The sequence below is a fragment of the Mesorhizobium sp. P171375 genome, from assembly GCF_057786075.1.
The window spans coordinates 3903938-3920578 of the sequence record NZ_JBYNWF010000001.1 but is presented as its reverse complement, the minus strand read 5'-3'; the positions used below and the strand labels follow the sequence as shown (position 1 = coordinate 3920578).

The 16641-nt window shown below is 61.5% G+C and carries 24 protein-coding genes; 8 read left to right on the top strand and 16 right to left on the bottom strand.

The window, feature by feature from the left end; all coding sequences use genetic code 11:
- Positions 1-354 precede the first annotated feature (354 nt).
- Complete coding sequence (locus ACYHH6_RS18940) at positions 355-600, bottom strand: hypothetical protein (RefSeq protein WP_352590209.1); 246 nt, start codon at positions 598-600, stop codon at positions 355-357.
- A 272-nt stretch (positions 601-872) separates the two neighbouring features.
- Here ACYHH6_RS18940 and ACYHH6_RS18935 point away from each other — a divergent pair, with 272 nt between their 5' ends.
- On the top strand, positions 873-1160 hold the full coding sequence (locus ACYHH6_RS18935) for a hypothetical protein (RefSeq protein ID WP_352590206.1): 288 nt from the start codon (positions 873-875) through the stop codon (positions 1158-1160).
- Positions 1161-1227: 67 nt separating this feature from the next.
- On the opposite strand, the gene ACYHH6_RS18930 is transcribed toward ACYHH6_RS18935, so the two are convergent.
- Positions 1228-2571 carry a PAS domain S-box protein gene (locus ACYHH6_RS18930; protein WP_352590401.1) on the bottom strand — a complete coding sequence of 448 codons (1344 nt, stop codon included), beginning with the start codon at positions 2569-2571 and terminating at the stop codon, positions 1228-1230.
- Between the two features lie 336 nt (positions 2572-2907).
- On the opposite strand from ACYHH6_RS18930, the gene ACYHH6_RS18925 reads away from it, so the two are divergent.
- From ACYHH6_RS18925 to ACYHH6_RS18905, 5 genes are all read left to right on the top strand, one after another.
- Positions 2908-3204 (top strand): hypothetical protein, encoded by a 297-nt coding sequence (locus tag ACYHH6_RS18925; protein WP_352590203.1) that lies wholly within the window; start codon positions 2908-2910, stop codon positions 3202-3204.
- 156 nt (positions 3205-3360) lie between these two features.
- Positions 3361-3528 carry a Thivi_2564 family membrane protein gene (locus ACYHH6_RS18920; RefSeq protein ID WP_023694668.1) on the top strand — a complete coding sequence of 56 codons (168 nt, stop codon included), beginning with the start codon at positions 3361-3363 and terminating at the stop codon, positions 3526-3528.
- 100 nt (positions 3529-3628) lie between these two features.
- Positions 3629-3835 (top strand): hypothetical protein, encoded by a 207-nt coding sequence (locus ACYHH6_RS18915; RefSeq protein ID WP_352590200.1) that lies wholly within the window; start codon positions 3629-3631, stop codon positions 3833-3835.
- A gap of 149 nt (positions 3836-3984) precedes the next feature.
- A complete protein-coding gene (locus ACYHH6_RS18910; protein WP_352590197.1) occupies positions 3985-4443 on the top strand; it encodes a GFA family protein in 459 nt (152 codons plus the stop codon).
- Between the two features lie 333 nt (positions 4444-4776).
- On the top strand, positions 4777-5337 hold the full coding sequence (locus tag ACYHH6_RS18905) for a hypothetical protein (RefSeq protein WP_352590194.1): 561 nt from the start codon (positions 4777-4779) through the stop codon (positions 5335-5337).
- Here the strand turns inward: ACYHH6_RS18905 and ACYHH6_RS18900 are convergent.
- Positions 5334-5672 (bottom strand): hypothetical protein, encoded by a 339-nt coding sequence (locus ACYHH6_RS18900; protein ID WP_352590192.1) that lies wholly within the window; start codon positions 5670-5672, stop codon positions 5334-5336. The two genes, ACYHH6_RS18905 and ACYHH6_RS18900, sit on opposite strands and share 4 nt — an antisense overlap.
- Before the next feature lie 99 nt (positions 5673-5771).
- Between ACYHH6_RS18900 and ACYHH6_RS18895 the strand changes: the two genes are divergently transcribed.
- A complete protein-coding gene (locus ACYHH6_RS18895; protein WP_112562371.1) occupies positions 5772-5966 on the top strand; it encodes a hypothetical protein in 195 nt (64 codons plus the stop codon).
- A 74-nt stretch (positions 5967-6040) separates the two neighbouring features.
- Here ACYHH6_RS18895 and waaF read toward each other — a convergent pair whose 3' ends face one another.
- From waaF to ACYHH6_RS18850, 9 genes are all read right to left on the bottom strand, one after another.
- Positions 6041-7063, bottom strand: a complete 1023-nt coding sequence (gene waaF, locus ACYHH6_RS18890) for a lipopolysaccharide heptosyltransferase II (RefSeq protein ID WP_352590189.1) — start codon at positions 7061-7063, stop codon at positions 6041-6043.
- Entirely contained in the window at positions 7060-7710 is a 651-nt protein-coding gene (locus ACYHH6_RS18885; protein WP_436261960.1) for a glycosyltransferase, read from the bottom strand. The genes waaF and ACYHH6_RS18885 overlap by 4 nt, the downstream gene beginning before the upstream one ends.
- Before the next feature lie 714 nt (positions 7711-8424).
- Positions 8425-8943 (bottom strand): peptide-methionine (S)-S-oxide reductase MsrA, encoded by a 519-nt coding sequence (gene msrA, locus ACYHH6_RS18880; RefSeq protein WP_192251480.1) that lies wholly within the window; start codon positions 8941-8943, stop codon positions 8425-8427.
- A 68-nt stretch (positions 8944-9011) separates the two neighbouring features.
- Complete coding sequence (locus tag ACYHH6_RS18875; protein WP_352590183.1) at positions 9012-9335, bottom strand: hypothetical protein; 324 nt, start codon at positions 9333-9335, stop codon at positions 9012-9014.
- A 4-nt stretch (positions 9336-9339) separates the two neighbouring features.
- Positions 9340-9531, bottom strand: coding sequence for a hypothetical protein (locus ACYHH6_RS18870; RefSeq protein ID WP_352559546.1), 192 nt, complete (start codon positions 9529-9531; stop codon positions 9340-9342).
- Positions 9516-9755, bottom strand: a complete 240-nt coding sequence (locus tag ACYHH6_RS18865; protein ID WP_352590180.1) for an ABC transporter permease — start codon at positions 9753-9755, stop codon at positions 9516-9518. The genes ACYHH6_RS18870 and ACYHH6_RS18865 overlap by 16 nt, the downstream gene beginning before the upstream one ends.
- Positions 9756-9851: 96 nt before the next feature.
- Positions 9852-10055, bottom strand: a complete 204-nt coding sequence (locus ACYHH6_RS18860) for a Pam3-gp28 family putative phage holin (protein WP_352590177.1) — start codon at positions 10053-10055, stop codon at positions 9852-9854.
- Positions 10052-10738: a glycoside hydrolase family 108 protein gene (locus ACYHH6_RS18855; protein WP_352590174.1), complete on the bottom strand. Its 687-nt coding sequence runs from the start codon at positions 10736-10738 to the stop codon at positions 10052-10054. Before ACYHH6_RS18855 ends, ACYHH6_RS18860 begins: the two co-directional genes overlap by 4 nt.
- A 188-nt stretch (positions 10739-10926) precedes the next feature.
- A complete protein-coding gene (locus ACYHH6_RS18850; protein WP_352590171.1) occupies positions 10927-11148 on the bottom strand; it encodes a hypothetical protein in 222 nt (73 codons plus the stop codon).
- A gap of 133 nt (positions 11149-11281) precedes the next feature.
- Here ACYHH6_RS18850 and ACYHH6_RS18845 point away from each other — a divergent pair, with 133 nt between their 5' ends.
- Positions 11282-11908, top strand: coding sequence for a CatB-related O-acetyltransferase (locus tag ACYHH6_RS18845; protein ID WP_435053411.1), 627 nt, complete (start codon positions 11282-11284; stop codon positions 11906-11908).
- Positions 11909-12117: 209 nt separating this feature from the next.
- Here ACYHH6_RS18845 and ACYHH6_RS18840 read toward each other — a convergent pair whose 3' ends face one another.
- From ACYHH6_RS18840 to ACYHH6_RS18825, 4 genes are all read right to left on the bottom strand, one after another.
- Positions 12118-12654 carry a hypothetical protein gene (locus ACYHH6_RS18840; protein ID WP_352590168.1) on the bottom strand — a complete coding sequence of 179 codons (537 nt, stop codon included), beginning with the start codon at positions 12652-12654 and terminating at the stop codon, positions 12118-12120.
- A 3-nt stretch (positions 12655-12657) separates the two neighbouring features.
- Positions 12658-13323 (bottom strand): hypothetical protein, encoded by a 666-nt coding sequence (locus tag ACYHH6_RS18835; RefSeq protein WP_352590165.1) that lies wholly within the window; start codon positions 13321-13323, stop codon positions 12658-12660.
- Between the two features lie 238 nt (positions 13324-13561).
- Positions 13562-16027: a phage tail protein gene (locus tag ACYHH6_RS18830; protein ID WP_352590162.1), complete on the bottom strand. Its 2466-nt coding sequence runs from the start codon at positions 16025-16027 to the stop codon at positions 13562-13564.
- Entirely contained in the window at positions 16024-16626 is a 603-nt protein-coding gene (locus tag ACYHH6_RS18825; protein WP_352590159.1) for a phage connector family protein, read from the bottom strand. Before ACYHH6_RS18825 ends, ACYHH6_RS18830 begins: the two co-directional genes overlap by 4 nt.
- Positions 16627-16641: the final 15 nt, after the last annotated feature.

Sequence of the window (16641 nt, the reverse complement as noted above, 5' to 3'; positions counted from 1 at the left end):
CCAGATGGGCCAAAGTCTTGAGAGAGAGTGCCGCGCTTCGGAGAGGGAAAACCTGCTGGCCCGCCCGATGGAATGTCCGCTCTGCCGCGGCGCCCGCAAGATCTTTGTCTGCGCAAGATGGATGAGTTCGAACGGCCATTGCTGCCCCGGGGGAACCCACCGGCTCAGCTGCCCGGGCCACAGTGTCGTATGCCTGGAGTGCGGTGAAGGGGAATTTTGAGCGGAACGGTCAACCCCCAGGGACCCCCAGATATTCCTATTCAAAAGTCCCGGAAACGCAAAAAGCCCGCCCCGGCAAAACCGGAGCGGGCTTGCAACCATGATAGTGGCAGTTTCAGATGAAGCGACTGGTTGTTAGTCGCCAGGTTGTTCGCCCGACGATCCGTCCCCATTCGCACTGCGTAGAATTCCAAAGTCCTGCGACTTCGCTCCTTGCCCGGCTGTCAGGAATCCGTCCGCGTCGAGACCGCGCCGCAGCAATTCCCGCACCGCGGCCGAACGGCTTGGCATACGCTTTTCAAAGCGCCAATTTTCCAAGGCAGACAATTCCTCTGCCGTCAGCATGATCTGCAGTCGCTCGGGTCGTTCCAACTCGGCCATTCGCGCCTCCAACCGCTTGGACCAGAAATACCATGAGTTAGTATATGTCTCACTAACAGTACAGTTAGGGGTCCCCGCATAGCGCGTCAAGAGCGACAGATAGGCAGGTCACACACAAGACGTGCTATGATAATGAAGCGTCGATTGTGCAACCAACGTTCTATACTAACTTATTGATTTGTATGGTGATTTTCAAGATTTTCCTTGTCATTTGAAAATACCAGGCGCATCTTGTTTCGTGAGGGACAGCCACTCCTGGAAAGGAGGCTTCCATGCGTTACGGATATTCGGCCCAATTAAGAGAGGACCTCAATTCACGGGTTCTGGCCGCCCTACGCTCCCATGGAATGGTCAATATCGCCGTGGTTGCCGAAGAAGTGCGATTGCGCAATCTTGACGAGAACCTCGCTCTCGAAGACGTCGAGCTGCTTGTGATGCAGGTGGCCCAACTTTACGGCGCAGCGATGGAACTCGATGGCCTGGCCGCCGTCGAGGCAGCGCGATTTACATCGCTTCCCGACATTCGGCGCGAACTGTCTGCCATCGACAGTCTTGGATAACCGCATCGCGCCGCCTGCCCTGTTACAGGGACAAGGCTTGGCCGCCGACGCGACCCACGCATCTTTGTCAATCGAGTACGATGTCGGCGAGAGAGGCTTGAACGGAGCGTAGCGGTGCTTCGAGCGTCCAGACAAAACCTTCTTCCCTGAACTCCATCAGTCCGGTGCCGCCGAGCGCCTGTGGTGCAACCCGCTTGAGGACGACAGATCCAAAACCGCGGTGCGTGGTCCCCCCCAGGCTCGGCCCGTCAAGCTCACGCCATATCAGGCGAAAGATATCGGTGCCGTTGGCTCCCGGTGTCGCACTCCATTCGATTTCGACACGTCCGCCGTGGCGCGACAGCGCTCCGTGCTTTGCCGAGTTGGTGGCCAGCTCATGGAAGGCGATGCCCAGATACTGGACGGCATTTGGTTGAAGTGTGATCGCCGGTCCTGCCACCGACAGACGATCGGGCTCCGCGAACGCCTTGAGCTGTGCCTGGATCAGGTCGCCGACCGTGGCGCCCCGCCATTCGGCGTCGACCAGGAGATCATGGGATTGCGAAAGCGCCGTGATGCGCTCTCGCACCTGTTCGAGGAAAGCTGCCGGCGTGCTCGCCGATTTGCTGGTTTCGCGGATCATCGAAATGATCACCGAGTATTGGTTCTTCACGCGATGGTTGACTTCGCGCATAAGCAGACGGATGCGTCCCTCGCTCTCCTTGTGGGAACTGATGTCGCGCGCGATCTTGGAAGCTCCGATGATCCGCCCGATTCCGTCGCGGATCGGCGAGATGGTCAGCGATACCGGGACGAGGCTGCCGCTCTTGCGCATGCGCACGGTTTCATATGATGGCACGCGCTCGCCGGCGCGTATGCGGGAGATGATCGAGGCCTCCTCGCCGAGGCGATCGAACGGAATGAGCATCGTTACCGGCTGGCCGATCGCCTCGGCCGGGGTATAGCCGAACAGATGTTCGGCGGCATCGTTCCAGCTGGTGATGATGCCGTTGATGTCTTTCGAAACGATCGCATCCATGGACGACTCGACAATTGCGGCAAGTCGCATGCGGGCCTCGTCGGCCTGCGTCTGCGTGCGCAGATCGAGCAACGTGTTGATGGCGCCGATAATGTTGCCCGATTCGTCGCGAAGCAGGCGTGGGTGCGCTCTGAACGGAATGAGTTCGCCGTCCGGCCGCTCGGCAATCGCCTGGTCCCACGGGATATCGCGTCCTTCAAGCATGGAGATTGCCATTGGGCACTCGCCGTGCGCCATCGGCCGGCCATCGAGATGTCGCAGCTTCCAGGAGCCGCACCAAAGGTCTCTGCCTATTACAGGACTGTGCCCCCACAGATCAGCCGCGGCCTCGTTGAAGAATGTGATACGGCCTTGTCTGTCGATCGTGTAGACGGCAACGGGCAACGCCTCCATCAAATGAGCAGAGGAGACTCCTGGAATTCCAGGCTCCAGCTGTTGGACGACATCAGCATATTCCCCTGCCACGAATTCCCCTACACGCTCGATTTTTGCAGCTTGCTGCCACAGCTGAAATGCACGCGCGAGGTTTCGGTTCCCGACGCGCCCTTAGAGCGACCGTCGTTCTCCTGCGGAAGGGCGATTTCCTAACGCGGCGGCGTCGATTTCGGGGCTCGCGCAAAATGCCGACCACCAAGCGCAACCCAGGTCAACTTTGTCGGAACCTTCGTCAACCCGAGCGGTTCCCCCCTAGGTCGCAATGCGACGAGTTTCGAAAAATGGAGAAACACCATGTTTATGAAAATCCTTGCAGCTTCAGCCCTTACCGTCGGTCTGGCGACCTCGGCGATGGCGCAGAGCGCTGACGGCGGTGGCAGCGGCAAATCGGTTGTGGTCACGCCCGATCCGGCCGATCCCAACGCCGTTGATCCGAGCGCAACCTACAGCACCAACGGCATGAACGGCGCGCGAAACTCGAATGCCGATGAAAACTGTGCCGCCAGCCCGCAGGGCGCACAGCCTGACGCCAGCACCAAGTCGCCTGGAACTGTGTCGCCAACGGTGAACGACAACCATTGCGGCAAGTAAGTCGCAATCGGCATCCAGCTTCATAGGCCGCGGAACGGAATTCGCGGCCTTGCTGTTAACCGGTCAGTTCGCACTGACAGGAACCAATCAACGGCCCGAGCGTTTGCCGCTGCGTACTTTTTTCATTTTCAGACCTGGCCAAACGGAGTGAGGGACATGGCTTCATCGGTACTTATCGGCATCCTGATCACCTTTCTGGTGATCATCCTGGTGCTCTATCTCGTTCAGCGCCTGCCGCTCGACGGCCGCACGAGACAGATCGCGCAGATCGTTGTCATCATCATCGGCATCATTTCGTTGCTGAAATATCTGGCGGTGTTCTAGAATAAGGACCGCTATGAGATTCCAAAGGCTCGTATGGATCGTCGGAACAGCGTTGTGTGTCGCAACAACCACGGCCTACGCTCGACCGGACACGCGAACGATGACCTGCGAGGAGACACAGCGCCTGATCCAGAGCCATCACTCGGCCGTGCTGACGACAGGCCGCAACACTTACGATCGCTACGTTCGTCAATTTGGCAACGACTGCGACTGGCCGGAGGTGCCGGTTGCCGCCTCCGCTCCAACACGTGATGGACAATGCCGCGTCTATTGGTGCCGGGAGCCGGTGTACGACTTCCCGAACTGACGGAGCCAACTGCGCGCGCCAGCAACTGCGCGCACCAGCAAATGCACTGCGCGAGGCAACGCGGAACCCTTGCGCTCCGCGTGAATTGATTCTGCGCATGGCGCTGCGAGGTGTAGCGGTGTGATGCCCAACAAGACGGAGGAGCGGTCATGCCCAATGATACAAGGCGAAGCGGCAGCTGCCTTTGCGGCGGCATCCAGTTTTCGGTGACGGGAGATCCCTTTCGGATTGGCCTTTGCCATTGCAAGGACTGCCGCAAGGCCAGTGGGTCGACTTTTTCGGCGTTCGCGGTGTGGCCGCTCGAGGCGTTTGAAACGACGGGTCTCGTCAGCAGCTATGGCGACAGAAGCTTTTGTCCAACCTGCGGCGGCCGGGTCCCGCTGGTTCGTGAGAACGAGGTGGAGGTGACAATTGGCAGCCTCGATGAGGTCCCCACCGAAGGACTGGAGCCCAGCTATGAGCTGTGGATCAACCGCCGCGAACACTGGTTGCAACCATTGCCCGGCGCCCGGCAGTTCGAGCATGACCGGGTGGAAGACGGGTCGACAAATGATGGCCTGACAGCTGAACCGGTTTCTGAAGGCGCTGAAACGCCGTTATCTGCGTAGTGTACGCATCGCAGAGCCTAGCCAGTCGAAGCGCAAAAAGGCCGCCTTGCCTCGAGCCAAAGGCGGGCTCGACGCTCACTGTCTTTTTGTAACCGGCAATCGATTTACCGGGCAGCGGGTCAGTTGGAATTCGTCTTACGGTTGCAGAGCGGCGCTGGTTTATTTAAAACCTAGAGCTTAAGACCACGTAATATCGTTACGCCAACTATGCTGTCCAAGTATGTTTTAGCGTGACATGAAGAAATCTTGCCAGCTCGTACAAAAGGACAACTTGTTTGTTTCCTTTTTTGTTACATAGTGTGGCGAATCTTGAAGCCGAATGAGGCGGTTTTCATGCAGTCAGCGCATGGGCAGGGTCGCAGTCCGCACGTGCAATATCCACCGATTGATGGATTCTGGACCTGGGACATCAAGCGTGACCGCGTTTACGGCGACGCCAATCTTTCTGACTATTTCGGGCTGACGCTCGAAGAGTTCTCGCACGGCGTATCCATGGAAAGATGCATGCAGAGCATCGACGCCGAAGATCGGCTGCGGGTGCACATCGCGATCCGCAAGGCGGTGGAGCGGAGAGCGGGGTTCAGGGAGATCTATCAGGTCCGCTCAGACAAGATGGGGCTTCGCCGGATACTGGCGGTTGGCCAATGCTATGTGGACGGTCAGGGAGAAGCGGCCTTGTACCCCGGCTGGTTCATCGATCTGACCCGCAATGTCGATTCGGGCGAGACAGCACTTCGCGAGGTCCACCGCCATATCGAACAGGCTAAGGAGATCTCGCAGTCGATAGGACAGGACCTGTTGTTCTATCTTCTCGAAAATGCCCAGGAAGAGGCGCAGCAACGCCTTGACGGCAGGACGATGAGGCGCAAATCGGCTTGGAGCAGACCTTGTTAGCTTTTTCGGGCAATTTTGCCGCGACCGCGGACTTCAGCCGTCACCATGCGAGCAAAATGGCTTTGAGGCGAGCGGCGCTCCAGCAAGCTGGCGCGCTCAAGAGCAGCGTCGCCGTAAAACTCGACCAACACCGTCGCTGCGCTGGCGGCGTCGACCCTGAGCCGGCCAAGGTCGGCGTGTCCGTCCCGGCTGGACGACACGCTGCCGGCGATGACATCCATCATGGCCTGCAACTTGTCGGGGGAACTGCCCTCGTCTTCGTGCATCGTCGCGGTCCGATTGGCGGCGTAAAATATCGACATTTTCGCAAAAAGTGCAATAGGGTCGTTGATCAAGCGCTAATACAACCTGATACAGCTCCACCGTGAGCTTCACCGCAATCTTCATGCAAGCATAGTCGGCGCACAGTTCATGCGCAGACATTGGGGGCACCGATGAACCAGCCGAGCAAGATGGAGAACCTGCAGTTCGCGCAAGGGATACTGCGGGAACTTCGGCAGAAAGCCGAAGCCGACGGCGAGAAGCTTCTGACCTATCTCATCGACATGGCTTACCTTGAAGCCAGTGATCGCATTCGCGCGCATTGGGTCGGCAATCACGAGCCCGAAAGCCGCAGGGCCAAGGGGTAAAGCCGAAACGGAGCGATGGCGGCGCGCTCACGGGCGCGTTTTGGATCAGGCGCCGGAGGCCATCCAGACCACCGTCAGTTGTGAATACCGGCTGAAAGGCCAGCCAGCACCTCCCTCACCCGGGTTTCGCTGATCCCGCGCGTATCCTTGACCCAGCTGGGCGTCGAGAGCGGCGGCTCGATAAAGCGAACATGGCTGTTTACCGGACCGTGCACGTAGGGGCGATTTAGCCCGTAGATGAGCGCACATGGGACGTTCAGGGCAGCGGCGGCGTGCGAAATGCCGCCGTCAACCCCCAGGAACATGGTCGACGCAGCGATCTGGCACATCGCATCAGCAATCGATGGGGTCGAGGTGAAGTCGATTGCCTCAGGAATGGCGGCGCGGATTTTTACAGCACCGGCGCGCTCGCGCGGTCCGCCGACAATCCAGATTGCCCAGCCGCGATCATGGTGGTCTCTGGCCACCGAGATGAAGCGCTCTATGGGCCACGAGCGGAAATTTTCGATGTCTGCCGTATAGAGCGCCAGCGCGGGCCGGCCGGCATCGATCTTGTGGCGTTGGCGCCATTCGCCCAACTCGGCCGGATCGACCACAAGCCGGGGCGCCGGCCATTCTGTCCCCGCAGCCGGCTTTTCGCCAAGAGAGGCAATCGAGCAGACCTCCTCGAAGAGCCGCGTCTTGCGCGGGCCGAAAGCCCATAGATGTGCCAGCCAGCCGGCGGGGAAGCGATTGAGGAGGCCGAATTGCAACTCCTGCGGATAGCCGATGCGCTCCTCAATGCCGGCCATAAACGCCATCAGCGCCGCCTTGGTGCTGCTGGTCATCAGATAGGCCGTCCCGTAGTTCTCCTTTCGCAACTCGCCGACAAGGCGGCCGCGCTCTGCAAAACCGGGTCGCTGATGACGCTTGGCGAGCGACCAGCCTTTCCTGACATGCGGCATCAAGCGCGCCAATGGTGCCGCGACCGGCGAGGTGACGACATCGATGGCGCGACCGGGAAATCGCTCGGCAATGATCTGGATGGCGGAGTGGCAACGGACGAAGTCGCCGACTGCCGGAAAGCCGACGAAGAGGATTGGATTGGTGGTCGTCAAGGAAGCGCTTCGCCGTCAAGGATGCGGGCATAGAGATCCAGATAGCTACGCGCCGCTTTCTGAATCGGAAATCGCGTCGCAGCCGATTCGCGGCATTGCTGAGGCGTAAGGTCGGCGACGGCTTCGAAAGCGGCCGCAAATTCTTCATCGCTCTCGAAGAAGCGGCCGCTGTCGGCATCGACGGTCTCGGGCAACGCGCCTCGCGGAGTCGTCAGAACCGGAGTGCCGCACAGCATGGCTTCGACCGGTGCGTTGCCGAACGGCTCCTCCCAGGCGATCGGATTGAGGAAGGCTCGCGCCTCCCCGAGAAGGCGAAGCTTGGGCTCGCCGTCAACGATGCCGTGGAAACGGTATCGGCTGCCAAGGCTCTTGAAAAACAAACCTTCGCGGCGCGTCTGACTTCGGCCCAGCAGCTTCCAACGCGAACCACCGGCGATATCGAGACCGAAATCGAACTTTTTGGCGAGATCGACGGCGCGGTTGAGGCCTTTGCTCGATCGCGCAATGCCTGCGAGAAACAGCAGGCGGTCGCCCTTTGCCGCCGACAAACGATAGTCGTCTACCGGAAAGCCATTGTAGACGAAGGTCTTGCGCCCATGCTGGCGGGCATGATTGGCGCTGATAAAGCTCCAGTTCGCAACCGGCATGGGCTGGTCCGGCATAAAGCCGCGCTGCGTATTCAGCGTTGGAAATGGCACTTCAACGGGCCAGCTGTGCGTGTGGACGATTTGCGTGTCGCGCGGAATGGCCGCCCGGCATTCGGCATCGGTCGAAGCGTGCCGGACTTCGAAGTGCGGATGGCTGGAGCCAGGACCGGCGACCACCACGACATGGTGGCCGAGACGAACCATCTCCGTTGCCAGCCATTCGACCTGACGCTGAATCCCACCGTAACCCCGGCAGGGTATTACGCCCTTCAAAACGAGCGTTACCCGCATTGATCTTGCCTCACAGTCCTCTCAAAGACGGTTCAGTTGCGTCACGGGCTTGGCATTGTCAAGGTCACGCCGGAATCGCGAAAAGCCGCGCCCATTGTCAGTGTTGCGCCTCTATCACCGGGTTACGGAATCGTTAATCAGCGCTTGCTACTATGCCGAATGACCAAGAATCTCGGCAATACATCCAGGACCATCCCCAGGCAACAGCCAAAGAGGTCCGCTATTGATCGGCTGGCGCCTGCCCTGTTTCCGCTGGTCGTCGTCGCGCTTGGATACATGATCGGCCGGCAATTCTTCGGCTTCTAGGCCAATCCTCTCCGGATACGCTCGCGGCGGAAACGCCGCGAACAAACGCAAAAAACGCCACACGCTTTCGGGTGCGGCGCTCTGAACCGATACCGATATCGGCCGGTTATGACTGTGTTACGAAACGGCCTTTTCGCGAACCGGAAGCTTCCAGCCCGGCCTGACGAAGTGGCAGGTGTAGCCGTTGGGATATTTCTCGAGATAGTCCTGATGTTCGGGCTCGGCCTCCCAGAAATCGCCCACCGGAGCAAGTTCGGTGACGACCTTGCCGGGCCAGAGCCCCGAGGCATCGACATCGGCAATGGTGTCTTCGGCGACGCGCTTCTGCTCGTCACTGGTGTAGAAGATCGCCGAGCGGTAGCTCATTCCGACATCGTTGCCCTGCCGGTTCCTGGTGGTCGGATCGTGGATCTGGAAAAAGGATTCGAGCAACGTGCGAAAGCTGATCCTGGCCGGATCGAAAATGATCTCGATGGCTTCGGCATGGGTGCCGTGGTTGCGGTAGGTGGCATTGGGCACATCGCCGCCGCTATAGCCGACACGGGTCGAGATCACCCCGGGATAGCGCCGGATCAGATCCTGCATGCCCCAGAAACAACCGCCGGCAAGCACTGCACGTTCGGTGGACGTCGCCATATCATACCTCCTTTGGATTGCTCCTTAAGTAGGCATTGTCGCTGGCTTCTTCCAGCACCTCAAGTGCGTCACTTGTCGCCAACCGGCCTGAACCGCCGCACGATCACCTCGAAGACAATGTCGGAAATCCACATGGCCGAGACGCCGATAAGGAAAGCGGCGGCAAGTGTCGTGGTGTCGTCGGCGGGATCTGGAATAGGCATCCCCGTCGCCTTGAACCAGGCAACGGCGGGCAGCGTCAGATAGGCGGCGGCGAGTGCCCCGCAGATCGGCGAGGCGATCATCTCGCGCAGCTTGTAGCGATGGCGCGACAGCGCCCGCAGCACGCCGCCGGCCAGTCCGGCGGCGACGACGGGGCCCTTGATGCCAAGCATGTCGAAGAGGTCGTGCATCGGCTTAAGGCCTCCACCCGCAAAGCTTTTGTCCCTTGCGGTTGTGCGTCAAAAGCGCTCTCGCCTCGGCGTCCGACAGCGCATCGACGGCTTTGGCCGACAGGCGCAGCGGGCTCGAAACCGCGCAGAAGCCGCCAGAAGCCGTCGTGCAACCGGCCAGCGCCACGAGCAGCGCAAGCATCAGTCCCTTGCCCATGATTTCAGCTCCTTTCGAACAGCGTCCGCCGGCAGTGCGCCGATATCGTTCTGCACCTGGTCGGCCACCGCGCGTGCCGCGGCTTCAGCGGCCGCCTGTTTGCCGCGCTCGGCTCTGGCCCCAGCCAGGCGCTGGTGAAAGCCCCAGCAAAGGGCGGCGATGACCGATGCCAGGAAGCCCAGCAGCGCCTTGTTGCCGAGCAGGACGGCAAGGAGCGCGCTCACAGCAGCCACCCGGCGATGAGCCCGGCCGCAAAGCCGATGGCATAGGGTTTGGCGGCTTCGAGATAGGCGATGAGCAGTTGTTGAAACCCTTCCATGTCAGTGCGCCCAGGCGAATTTGCGGGAAAGCCAGTGCCAGGTCTCGGTGACCGAGGCTATGGCAAGACCGGCGGCGACCTCCAGTCCCGCCTGGATGTCGGGATCGGAGGAAAACGCTGCAGCGTCGTCGGCGCCGAGCAGGCCGCGCGCGACCAGAACGCCAGCGCCGTAACGCAGGCCAATGCGGATGAAGACGGCGATCATGTCGAACTCCTTGCGAAAATGGATTTCAGGATCTGAAGCAGCGCAGCCCAGAACGGCAGGCGTACGACGGGAGGTGCAATGGGAGCCCCGGCCGGCGCAGGCGATGGCGTAGAGCCGGGTGCGGTGGATGGGCCGGGCGGATGTTGTGGCCCCCGTGGATCCGACGACGGTACGGCAGACATCAACAGCGCCTGGGAACGGACCGACCGGACGCGGTCGCTCCAGCCCTTGCCGAAAACCGGCCAGGTCGGAAGCCGTCGCAGGAATGCCAGGCGGGCGTCGCAGAGGTCGTCGATGACGGCGCCCGATGGCCTGGCGCCGACGGCGCTCAGCGTGGCCGGGCCGATCCTGCCGTCCTGCACCGCGCCCACCGCCGCCTGCAGATATTTCGCCGCCCTGCCCGGCCCGCTGTTCACGGCAAAGTCGAACACGGCATAGTCGACCCCGCCGGGAAGCTCGGCGCCTGCCACCGCGTCCCAATAGAAGCGGCGATAGACGGTCGCCACCTGCTCGTCGCTGATCTCCCGCAGATCGGCCTTGCCGGCATCCGCCTTCACATAGCGGCGGAAGTTGGCCAGCGTCGCACCCTTCATGGTGGCGCCGCCCGGATCGGCCGGATTGTCGGACCAGCCGCCTTCCGATTTGAGGACGAGCGCAAGCGCCCGCGCGAAATTGCGGTCCATGGGAGTGCCTCTTGAGTTATGGGGAGACTGTCGCGCGGCGACATCGCCGCCTTTCACGCGCAATTTGTTGATTTCTGCGAATATAACCAACCGGAGCGCCCGAGTGACAGAGTTGGGCGCCGCCAGCGCTTAATTGGGGGTTGCTTGGTCGCGTAGCGCAAGGAAAGTTGGTGTAGGCCCAATTAGGGTTAGGGCTTGGCAGCGGCCACGAAGAACGTGTCGACCTGCTGAGCGTTGAAACCGAGACCTGTGAAGCCGGCCGCTATCATCGGTTCTGTGCGGACGAATGAATCGCTGTTCCCATAGGCGATCTTGACGGCTTGGCCTTGCGAAGCGATGAAAGCCTCCACTTGCGGTAAAAGATCCGACGCCAGCAACTGAAGTTTGAACTGCCTTGCCGAAACGCTCATCGGAACCGTTGCTGGGATCGCACCCCATACCCGCCGAGGTGCGCGTCATTGATGTGGACGAAATATTTTGTCATGTTGATTATCTCTGCCTAGCTGTTGCATTGATCAATTAGGCCGCGGTTGCACGCCTGGAATGTCGACATTCAGTAGATGGCTGCGGGGAACTGCTCCCCTCCGAAAGCTTCCACCGGGCGTGTCGGTTGGGCGGCATACCTATGGACTCGTCCGCAAGAGCGTTGCCACCGCTTCGAAAGACGCCCCCTTGAAGATCGGGGCGTTCTGCTCGATTGCTGAGGAGGTCTGCTTCATGTGTTCGGGGCAGCACCCAACAAGATCAGCAACCACCTTTCCGGTTCATAGTCGCTTGCTACACGTTGAAAATCCCGAAATTGGCCCATTGGGGGTAACGATCGGAAATGACGTCTGGATCGGTCGAGGTGCCACGATTATGCCTGGAGTAACTGTTGGTGACGGTGCTGTTGTTGGTACTGGTGCCGTTGCAACTAGGGATGTGCCACCATATGCCATAGTCGGCGGGCTACCGGCCAAGCTGATCCGCTATCGCTTTTCAGAGGACGTCATTGCGGAATTGCTGACGATTCGGTGGTGGGAATGGGACGACGGGAAGATCAAGGCTGAAGCAGATATGCTAGCCGGTTCGATAGAGATTTTCGTCGCGCGTCATTCACGCCCACGCCCTGAGGACGAAACGCCAGCTCGCAACAACAATCTGGTTTCGAACGCCAGTACCCTTGTTTAGAACGATGAACGGCTGTGCATCGGCTCCGAACCTCACATTAAGATTAGTTGCATCGGGAACTATAGAGACGCCTAGGTCTCGGCCGCTGTCCTGTGTGCCACCGGCTGGTATCCAAACTTCATCACCAATCAAATAACCCTGCGTAGGGGTCGTACATTGCAGGAATGCTTGATACATCTTCGGCTTAACGCCCAACCCATGTGCCAGTGTCAGTGCGCCCGCCGATGTAATGGTTTGTGGGGCGCTCTCATAGAATTTGGTGAATGCAGCGTTCGCGAGGACGAAAGCCGTAGTTGCCAATTGGTTGGTGTTTGTGCTGGGAGCTGCAGTCGGACCGAGAGGCGTTCCCCTGCCTTGAAGATCGACGCCGTCACTGCCTGCTTGCCTTGGAAGCGTGAGATAGCGGCTTGCGTGTTCAGATTGTTCTGACGCAGCTGAGAGCCATACTGGATCGTCTTGAGCTCGAGCTGGCCCTGCCTGGCATTGGCCGCCAGCACTTCCGTCGGCGAGCCGGCTATGCCGACGCCGGAGGCGCCAGCCTGGGCGCGCGCCTGTGCCTGCAGCAGGTCCTGCTTGTGGCGCTCCTGGGTCTGGTCGAAGGCGGCTTGTTGGGCATCCGCCTGCGCCTGCTGCTCATAGGCCTTGGCCTGATAGTTGGCCATCTGCTTCGATTGCTGGCCTTCGACCAGCGCGCCGCCGACAGACAGGGCGGTGCCTGCCAGTCCGAGAAGGGCAAGTGTGCACATGGTTCAGCCTCGTTCGCCCAGGGGTTTGCTCGCGGGAATGAATTTGGTTTTGAGCCCGGCGACCGGCGCGCCGAGCTGCGGACGCGGGTCGAGCGCGCCGCCGGTGGCGAGCAGGGACAAAAGCAGCCGGTCGGCCTGCAAGCCGGCGCGACTGAGGCGTGAAGGTGCTGCGGCCCGCGCGCCGGCCATGGCGGCCCGGCGGGCGGCGGTGAGGTTGACCTTCAGCTCGGTGACGCCGGCGGCATCGAACAGGCCGTTGGCGGTGGCGATGGCGCGCACAAGCGCATCGGCTTCGAACAGTTCCTGGCGAAGCTGCTCGACCAGCCGGCGCGCACTTCGCCAGCGCTCGGTCAGGGTGGCGGTTTTGGCCGCGATCTCGTCGCCGAGGGCGGCAATGTCGGCGCGAGCTTCGCTCTCGGCGGCTTCGATGCGGCGTGTGTCGGCGATGCAGATGGTCTTTTCCAGCACGGTGATGGCGTCGTTGCAGGCATCGAGCGCGGCGCGCGCAGCGGCAAGATCGCCGTCGCCGAACACGGCCCGGTCCTCGGCCTGTTCCAGCTCGCGTCTGCGGGCGGCGGCGTCGTTGAGGTCGGTGTCGAGCAAGGCGATGACAGCTGCAAAATCGGCAGCCGTCCGCGCCTTGCCGAGGGCTTCGGTATGGGGGGTCATGGGATGGGTTCCTTGGTGAGATGGGGATGAGCGAGGCGGCGAAGAGCCAATCTCCCCCCGTGTGGGGGAGATGCCCGGCAGGGCAGAGGGGGGCGCGAAGGATCGCTACGCTGGAGTTAACTCAGATGTACCGAAGACCTGCCGGAGAGGTTTCGATCCTCGGAGACGCCGGCAGGACAGCGCCCCCCTCTGGCCTGCCGGCCATCTCCCCCACTTGGGGGGAGATTGGCAGCTTCCCCTATGGCTCGGCATCAAACACCGGCGTAAACGCTCGTATCGTGCAGGGCGTCGGGTTGACGTGACGGATCCTGACCCTGCCCTGCCCTTCCCAGCTGTCGTCGATCGGCACATCGACATTGCCGGTGTAAAGTTTTGCCGTGCCGTCGGGTGCAACGATGCTCGGCATGCGCACAGATTCCCAGCGGCCGCGGAGGAAGGACTGCACTTGCAGCCCGGTAATGTCGGTCTCGAGCAGCGACAGGATGATCTTGGCCACCTTCTTGCGGCGGCCTACGATCGAGCCGTCCTGGCCGCCGACGTCGAGCTCCAGCGTGTTGGCCTCGGATTGGAAGGGCAGCCCAACCTGCCATTTCGCTGCCGTGGCGCCGCCGGGCAGCGTTACTTGGCCGGACGCGACGGGCAGGCCGCGATAGACTTTGCCGCCGGCCAGCACGTCGACCAGTTGGCCGTTGAGATGGCCGAGCCCGGAGACGACGTTGACGGGTGCACCCGAATAGGTCAGCCCGCAATCGACCTGAAAAGCATCCTCCAGCAGGCCGTACTCGAACGGCGTGGTCATGATTTCGATGTAGCGCCTGGTGACCCCGCCAATGGTGCGCTTGACGATCAGCCAGATGTCGTCGACGCCGTTCTGGCCGGGCGTCACCACCGCACTTTCGACGATCGACCACTCAGACCCGGCAAAGCTGCCGCCGAAGCGATGGCGGTGCATGCCACGCACCTCCTGGCTCGGCTGATGGGTGTAGCCACCGAGCTCGCCATTCTCGAGCGGAAACCACAACATCGGGTCGGGATCGGTCTGGAAAGCCAATTCGACCACGCCCTGCTTGGGTATGTGTTCGGAGATCTGGCCGATGTCGTCGGAGGTGAATTTGCTTGTCGAGGTCTGCGTCAGCTCGGCGATCGATTTGCGTGAGCGGGTGACATAGAGGAAGGATTGCCCGGCATCGACCGGGCGGATGCGGGCACAGCCGAAGGTGCGCGAACGCCGGTTCTTGAACGAGGACGGGGTGAGCGCCTCGTCGATGCCGGAGCCGGACAGCGCGCGGATGCCGCCCGACGTGCCGATCAGAAGCGCGCCGTCGGAATCGGCGATCCAGACGATGTTATTGGCCTGGCCGCCACCGGCCTGGATGAACTCCAGCGCGTCGTCATCCTTCTCACCCAGCGCAAAATTGTCGAAGTCGCCGGTCGCGGATGCATAGACCGAGAAGCGCCGGCTGAAGGCAAGCCGCTCCTCATAGAGCGAGCCGGACTCGACATATTTGCCGGGCACGAAGGTGCCGAGCCGCCAGCGCGTGACCGGATTGGTGTTGGGCAGAGCGTGGCCGTAGAGGATGATCTTGACCACGGTGGTGCTGGTGCGGCTGGTGATCTTCGCCCAGCGCCACAGGCCATCGGCGCCAAGCAGGCGCACGGCGCGGCCGACATCGGTGGGCTGAAAGCCGGCGCCGCCATTGATGCCGACGGCCGAGGACGCCGTCAGATCGAACGGCGTCTGATCGGTAGCGGCAATGTGGAAGGCGATTTCGGCGAGATAGGTGTTGCTGGCATCGTCGCCGCCGCCGCCGGAAAAGACAAACTGGTGGTATTCGTAGGCGTTGGCGTTGGTGAACTCGTAGAAGCGGGTTTCGCCATTGCCCCAGCCGGCCTCGCCGGTCCTGGTGTCGAGCGTCACCCAGTTGATGCCGTCGTTCGAGCCCTGGATTTCCCACGCGGTCGCGTAATCGAAGGCGCGGGTCGCCTGGTTGGCGGCCGTCACCCAGTAGGCATCGACCACGCGCTGTGCGCCGCCGGCATTGCGAATGCGGACATAGCCGTCGCCCCCGCTGGAGATCAGGATATTCTGGGTCTTGTCGCGGTCGAAAATCGCCCAGGCATTGGCGCTGCCGCCGCCATCCGAAGCGGTGCCTGAGGGCGTGGTGTTGCTGGTCATATCAGGCGTGAGGTGACCGGTGTCGGCCGGCGTCAGCGTAGTTGAGGTGGTGTTGATGTCGTCATAGGGACCGTCGAGAAATTCGAAATCTGTCAGCGTCCATGTCGTGTGCGCGGTGCGCGTCAGCACCTTGGGCGGATAGTTCTTGTGGGTGATCCACATCTGGTCCGCGGACTGGACATAGGCGAGGTCGAACAAATCGGCCTCCAGATAGGGCGATGCCACCTCTACCGTGCCGACACGGGCGCCATAGGCATAGACGCGGATGTAGAGGTCGCCGAATTCCAGGCAGTAGGCCTGCTCGGAGGAAAAGATGAAGGGAATGGCGCGCGTCTTCTTGGCCGAACTCTTCACCTCGCCGACGAAATAGCTGCCGCCGCGGGCGCGGATGCCGCCATGCGGCAAAGTGACGAAGTTCTCGCATTTCGCCAGCGCGGCGCGATAGAAATCGAGCGAAGCGCGCGCGTGCAGCCTGGGCGAGATCTCGCCACGCGTGAAGACGTCCTGGACGGGATAGAGCGCGGTCATCGGCCGGACACCCTGAAGTCGCCGTGCTGCTGCGCCCACGAGCCGGTGTAGAGCCGGCCGCCACGCTGGACGGCGTTGGCGCTGAAAGCCGCGTCGAGCGCGCGGTCATACGCCGAGCGGGCGATATCGATCATGCCGGCCTTGTGGGTCAAGGGATGTGCGATCTTGATGGCAAGGGCGGCCACCAGCACTTCGGTGAACAGCGCGTCCCAGTCATTGGGGTCGGTGAGATTGGCGATGTAGCGGATGATCAGCGGACCAGACCGGTCGCTGTAGATGAGCCCGGCCTCCTGGCGCCAGGAGATCGGCACGCCGTCCGGCTCGCCATTTGCGGTCAGCGGCAGCGGCCGCAGGCAATCGGCAGGCAGTTCATAGGCGAAGTTCAAGGTGCAATCGCCGCTGCCGGTGTCGGCGCCGGCAACGCTGGCGGCGAGGATCGCGAACACCCAGGCGTGCCTGGTGAGTTCCGCTTCCCGCGTCAGGTCGAAATGCAGATTCAAGAGACGCGCCGCCTTGACGTCCTGGTCGAGACTGTCGATCGGCGCCTCGTCAAGGACGGCGAGCGCCATGTTGGCGATGTCGAGCGGGGTGATGGCCATGGATCAGCGCCTCGT

Bases quoted from the DNA above. Each gene is read 5' to 3' on its own strand.
- ACYHH6_RS18870 (WP_352559546.1), bottom strand. From the start codon at position 9,531: ATGGGCAAGGGACTGATGCTTGCGCTGCTCGTGGCGCTGGCCGGTTGC.
- ACYHH6_RS18830 (WP_352590162.1), bottom strand. From the start codon at position 16,027: ATGACCGCGCTCTATCCCGTCCAGGACGTCTTCACGCGTGGCGAGATC.
- ACYHH6_RS18915 (WP_352590200.1), top strand. From the start codon at position 3,629: ATGACCTGCGAGGAGACACAGCGCCTGATCCAGAGCCATCACTCGGCC.
- ACYHH6_RS18905 (WP_352590194.1), top strand. From the start codon at position 4,777: ATGCAGTCAGCGCATGGGCAGGGTCGCAGTCCGCACGTGCAATATCCA.
- ACYHH6_RS18840 (WP_352590168.1), bottom strand. From the start codon at position 12,654: ATGTGCACACTTGCCCTTCTCGGACTGGCAGGCACCGCCCTGTCTGTC.
- ACYHH6_RS18925 (WP_352590203.1), top strand. From the start codon at position 2,908: ATGTTTATGAAAATCCTTGCAGCTTCAGCCCTTACCGTCGGTCTGGCG.
- msrA (WP_192251480.1), bottom strand. From the start codon at position 8,943: ATGGCGACGTCCACCGAACGTGCAGTGCTTGCCGGCGGTTGTTTCTGG.
- ACYHH6_RS18860 (WP_352590177.1), bottom strand. From the start codon at position 10,055: ATGATCGCCGTCTTCATCCGCATTGGCCTGCGTTACGGCGCTGGCGTT.
- ACYHH6_RS18935 (WP_352590206.1), top strand. From the start codon at position 873: ATGCGTTACGGATATTCGGCCCAATTAAGAGAGGACCTCAATTCACGG.
- ACYHH6_RS18940 (WP_352590209.1), bottom strand. From the start codon at position 600: ATGGCCGAGTTGGAACGACCCGAGCGACTGCAGATCATGCTGACGGCA.
- ACYHH6_RS18885 (WP_436261960.1), bottom strand. From the start codon at position 7,710: ATGCCGGTTGCGAACTGGAGCTTTATCAGCGCCAATCATGCCCGCCAG.
- ACYHH6_RS18930 (WP_352590401.1), bottom strand. From the start codon at position 2,571: ATGGAGGCGTTGCCCGTTGCCGTCTACACGATCGACAGACAAGGCCGT.
- ACYHH6_RS18875 (WP_352590183.1), bottom strand. From the start codon at position 9,335: ATGCACGACCTCTTCGACATGCTTGGCATCAAGGGCCCCGTCGTCGCC.
- ACYHH6_RS18850 (WP_352590171.1), bottom strand. From the start codon at position 11,148: ATGAGCGTTTCGGCAAGGCAGTTCAAACTTCAGTTGCTGGCGTCGGAT.
- ACYHH6_RS18920 (WP_023694668.1), top strand. From the start codon at position 3,361: ATGGCTTCATCGGTACTTATCGGCATCCTGATCACCTTTCTGGTGATC.
- ACYHH6_RS18845 (WP_435053411.1), top strand. From the start codon at position 11,282: ATGTCGACATTCAGTAGATGGCTGCGGGGAACTGCTCCCCTCCGAAAG.
- ACYHH6_RS18895 (WP_112562371.1), top strand. From the start codon at position 5,772: ATGAACCAGCCGAGCAAGATGGAGAACCTGCAGTTCGCGCAAGGGATA.
- ACYHH6_RS18855 (WP_352590174.1), bottom strand. From the start codon at position 10,738: ATGGACCGCAATTTCGCGCGGGCGCTTGCGCTCGTCCTCAAATCGGAA.
- ACYHH6_RS18825 (WP_352590159.1), bottom strand. From the start codon at position 16,626: ATGGCCATCACCCCGCTCGACATCGCCAACATGGCGCTCGCCGTCCTT.
- ACYHH6_RS18910 (WP_352590197.1), top strand. From the start codon at position 3,985: ATGCCCAATGATACAAGGCGAAGCGGCAGCTGCCTTTGCGGCGGCATC.
- ACYHH6_RS18835 (WP_352590165.1), bottom strand. From the start codon at position 13,323: ATGACCCCCCATACCGAAGCCCTCGGCAAGGCGCGGACGGCTGCCGAT.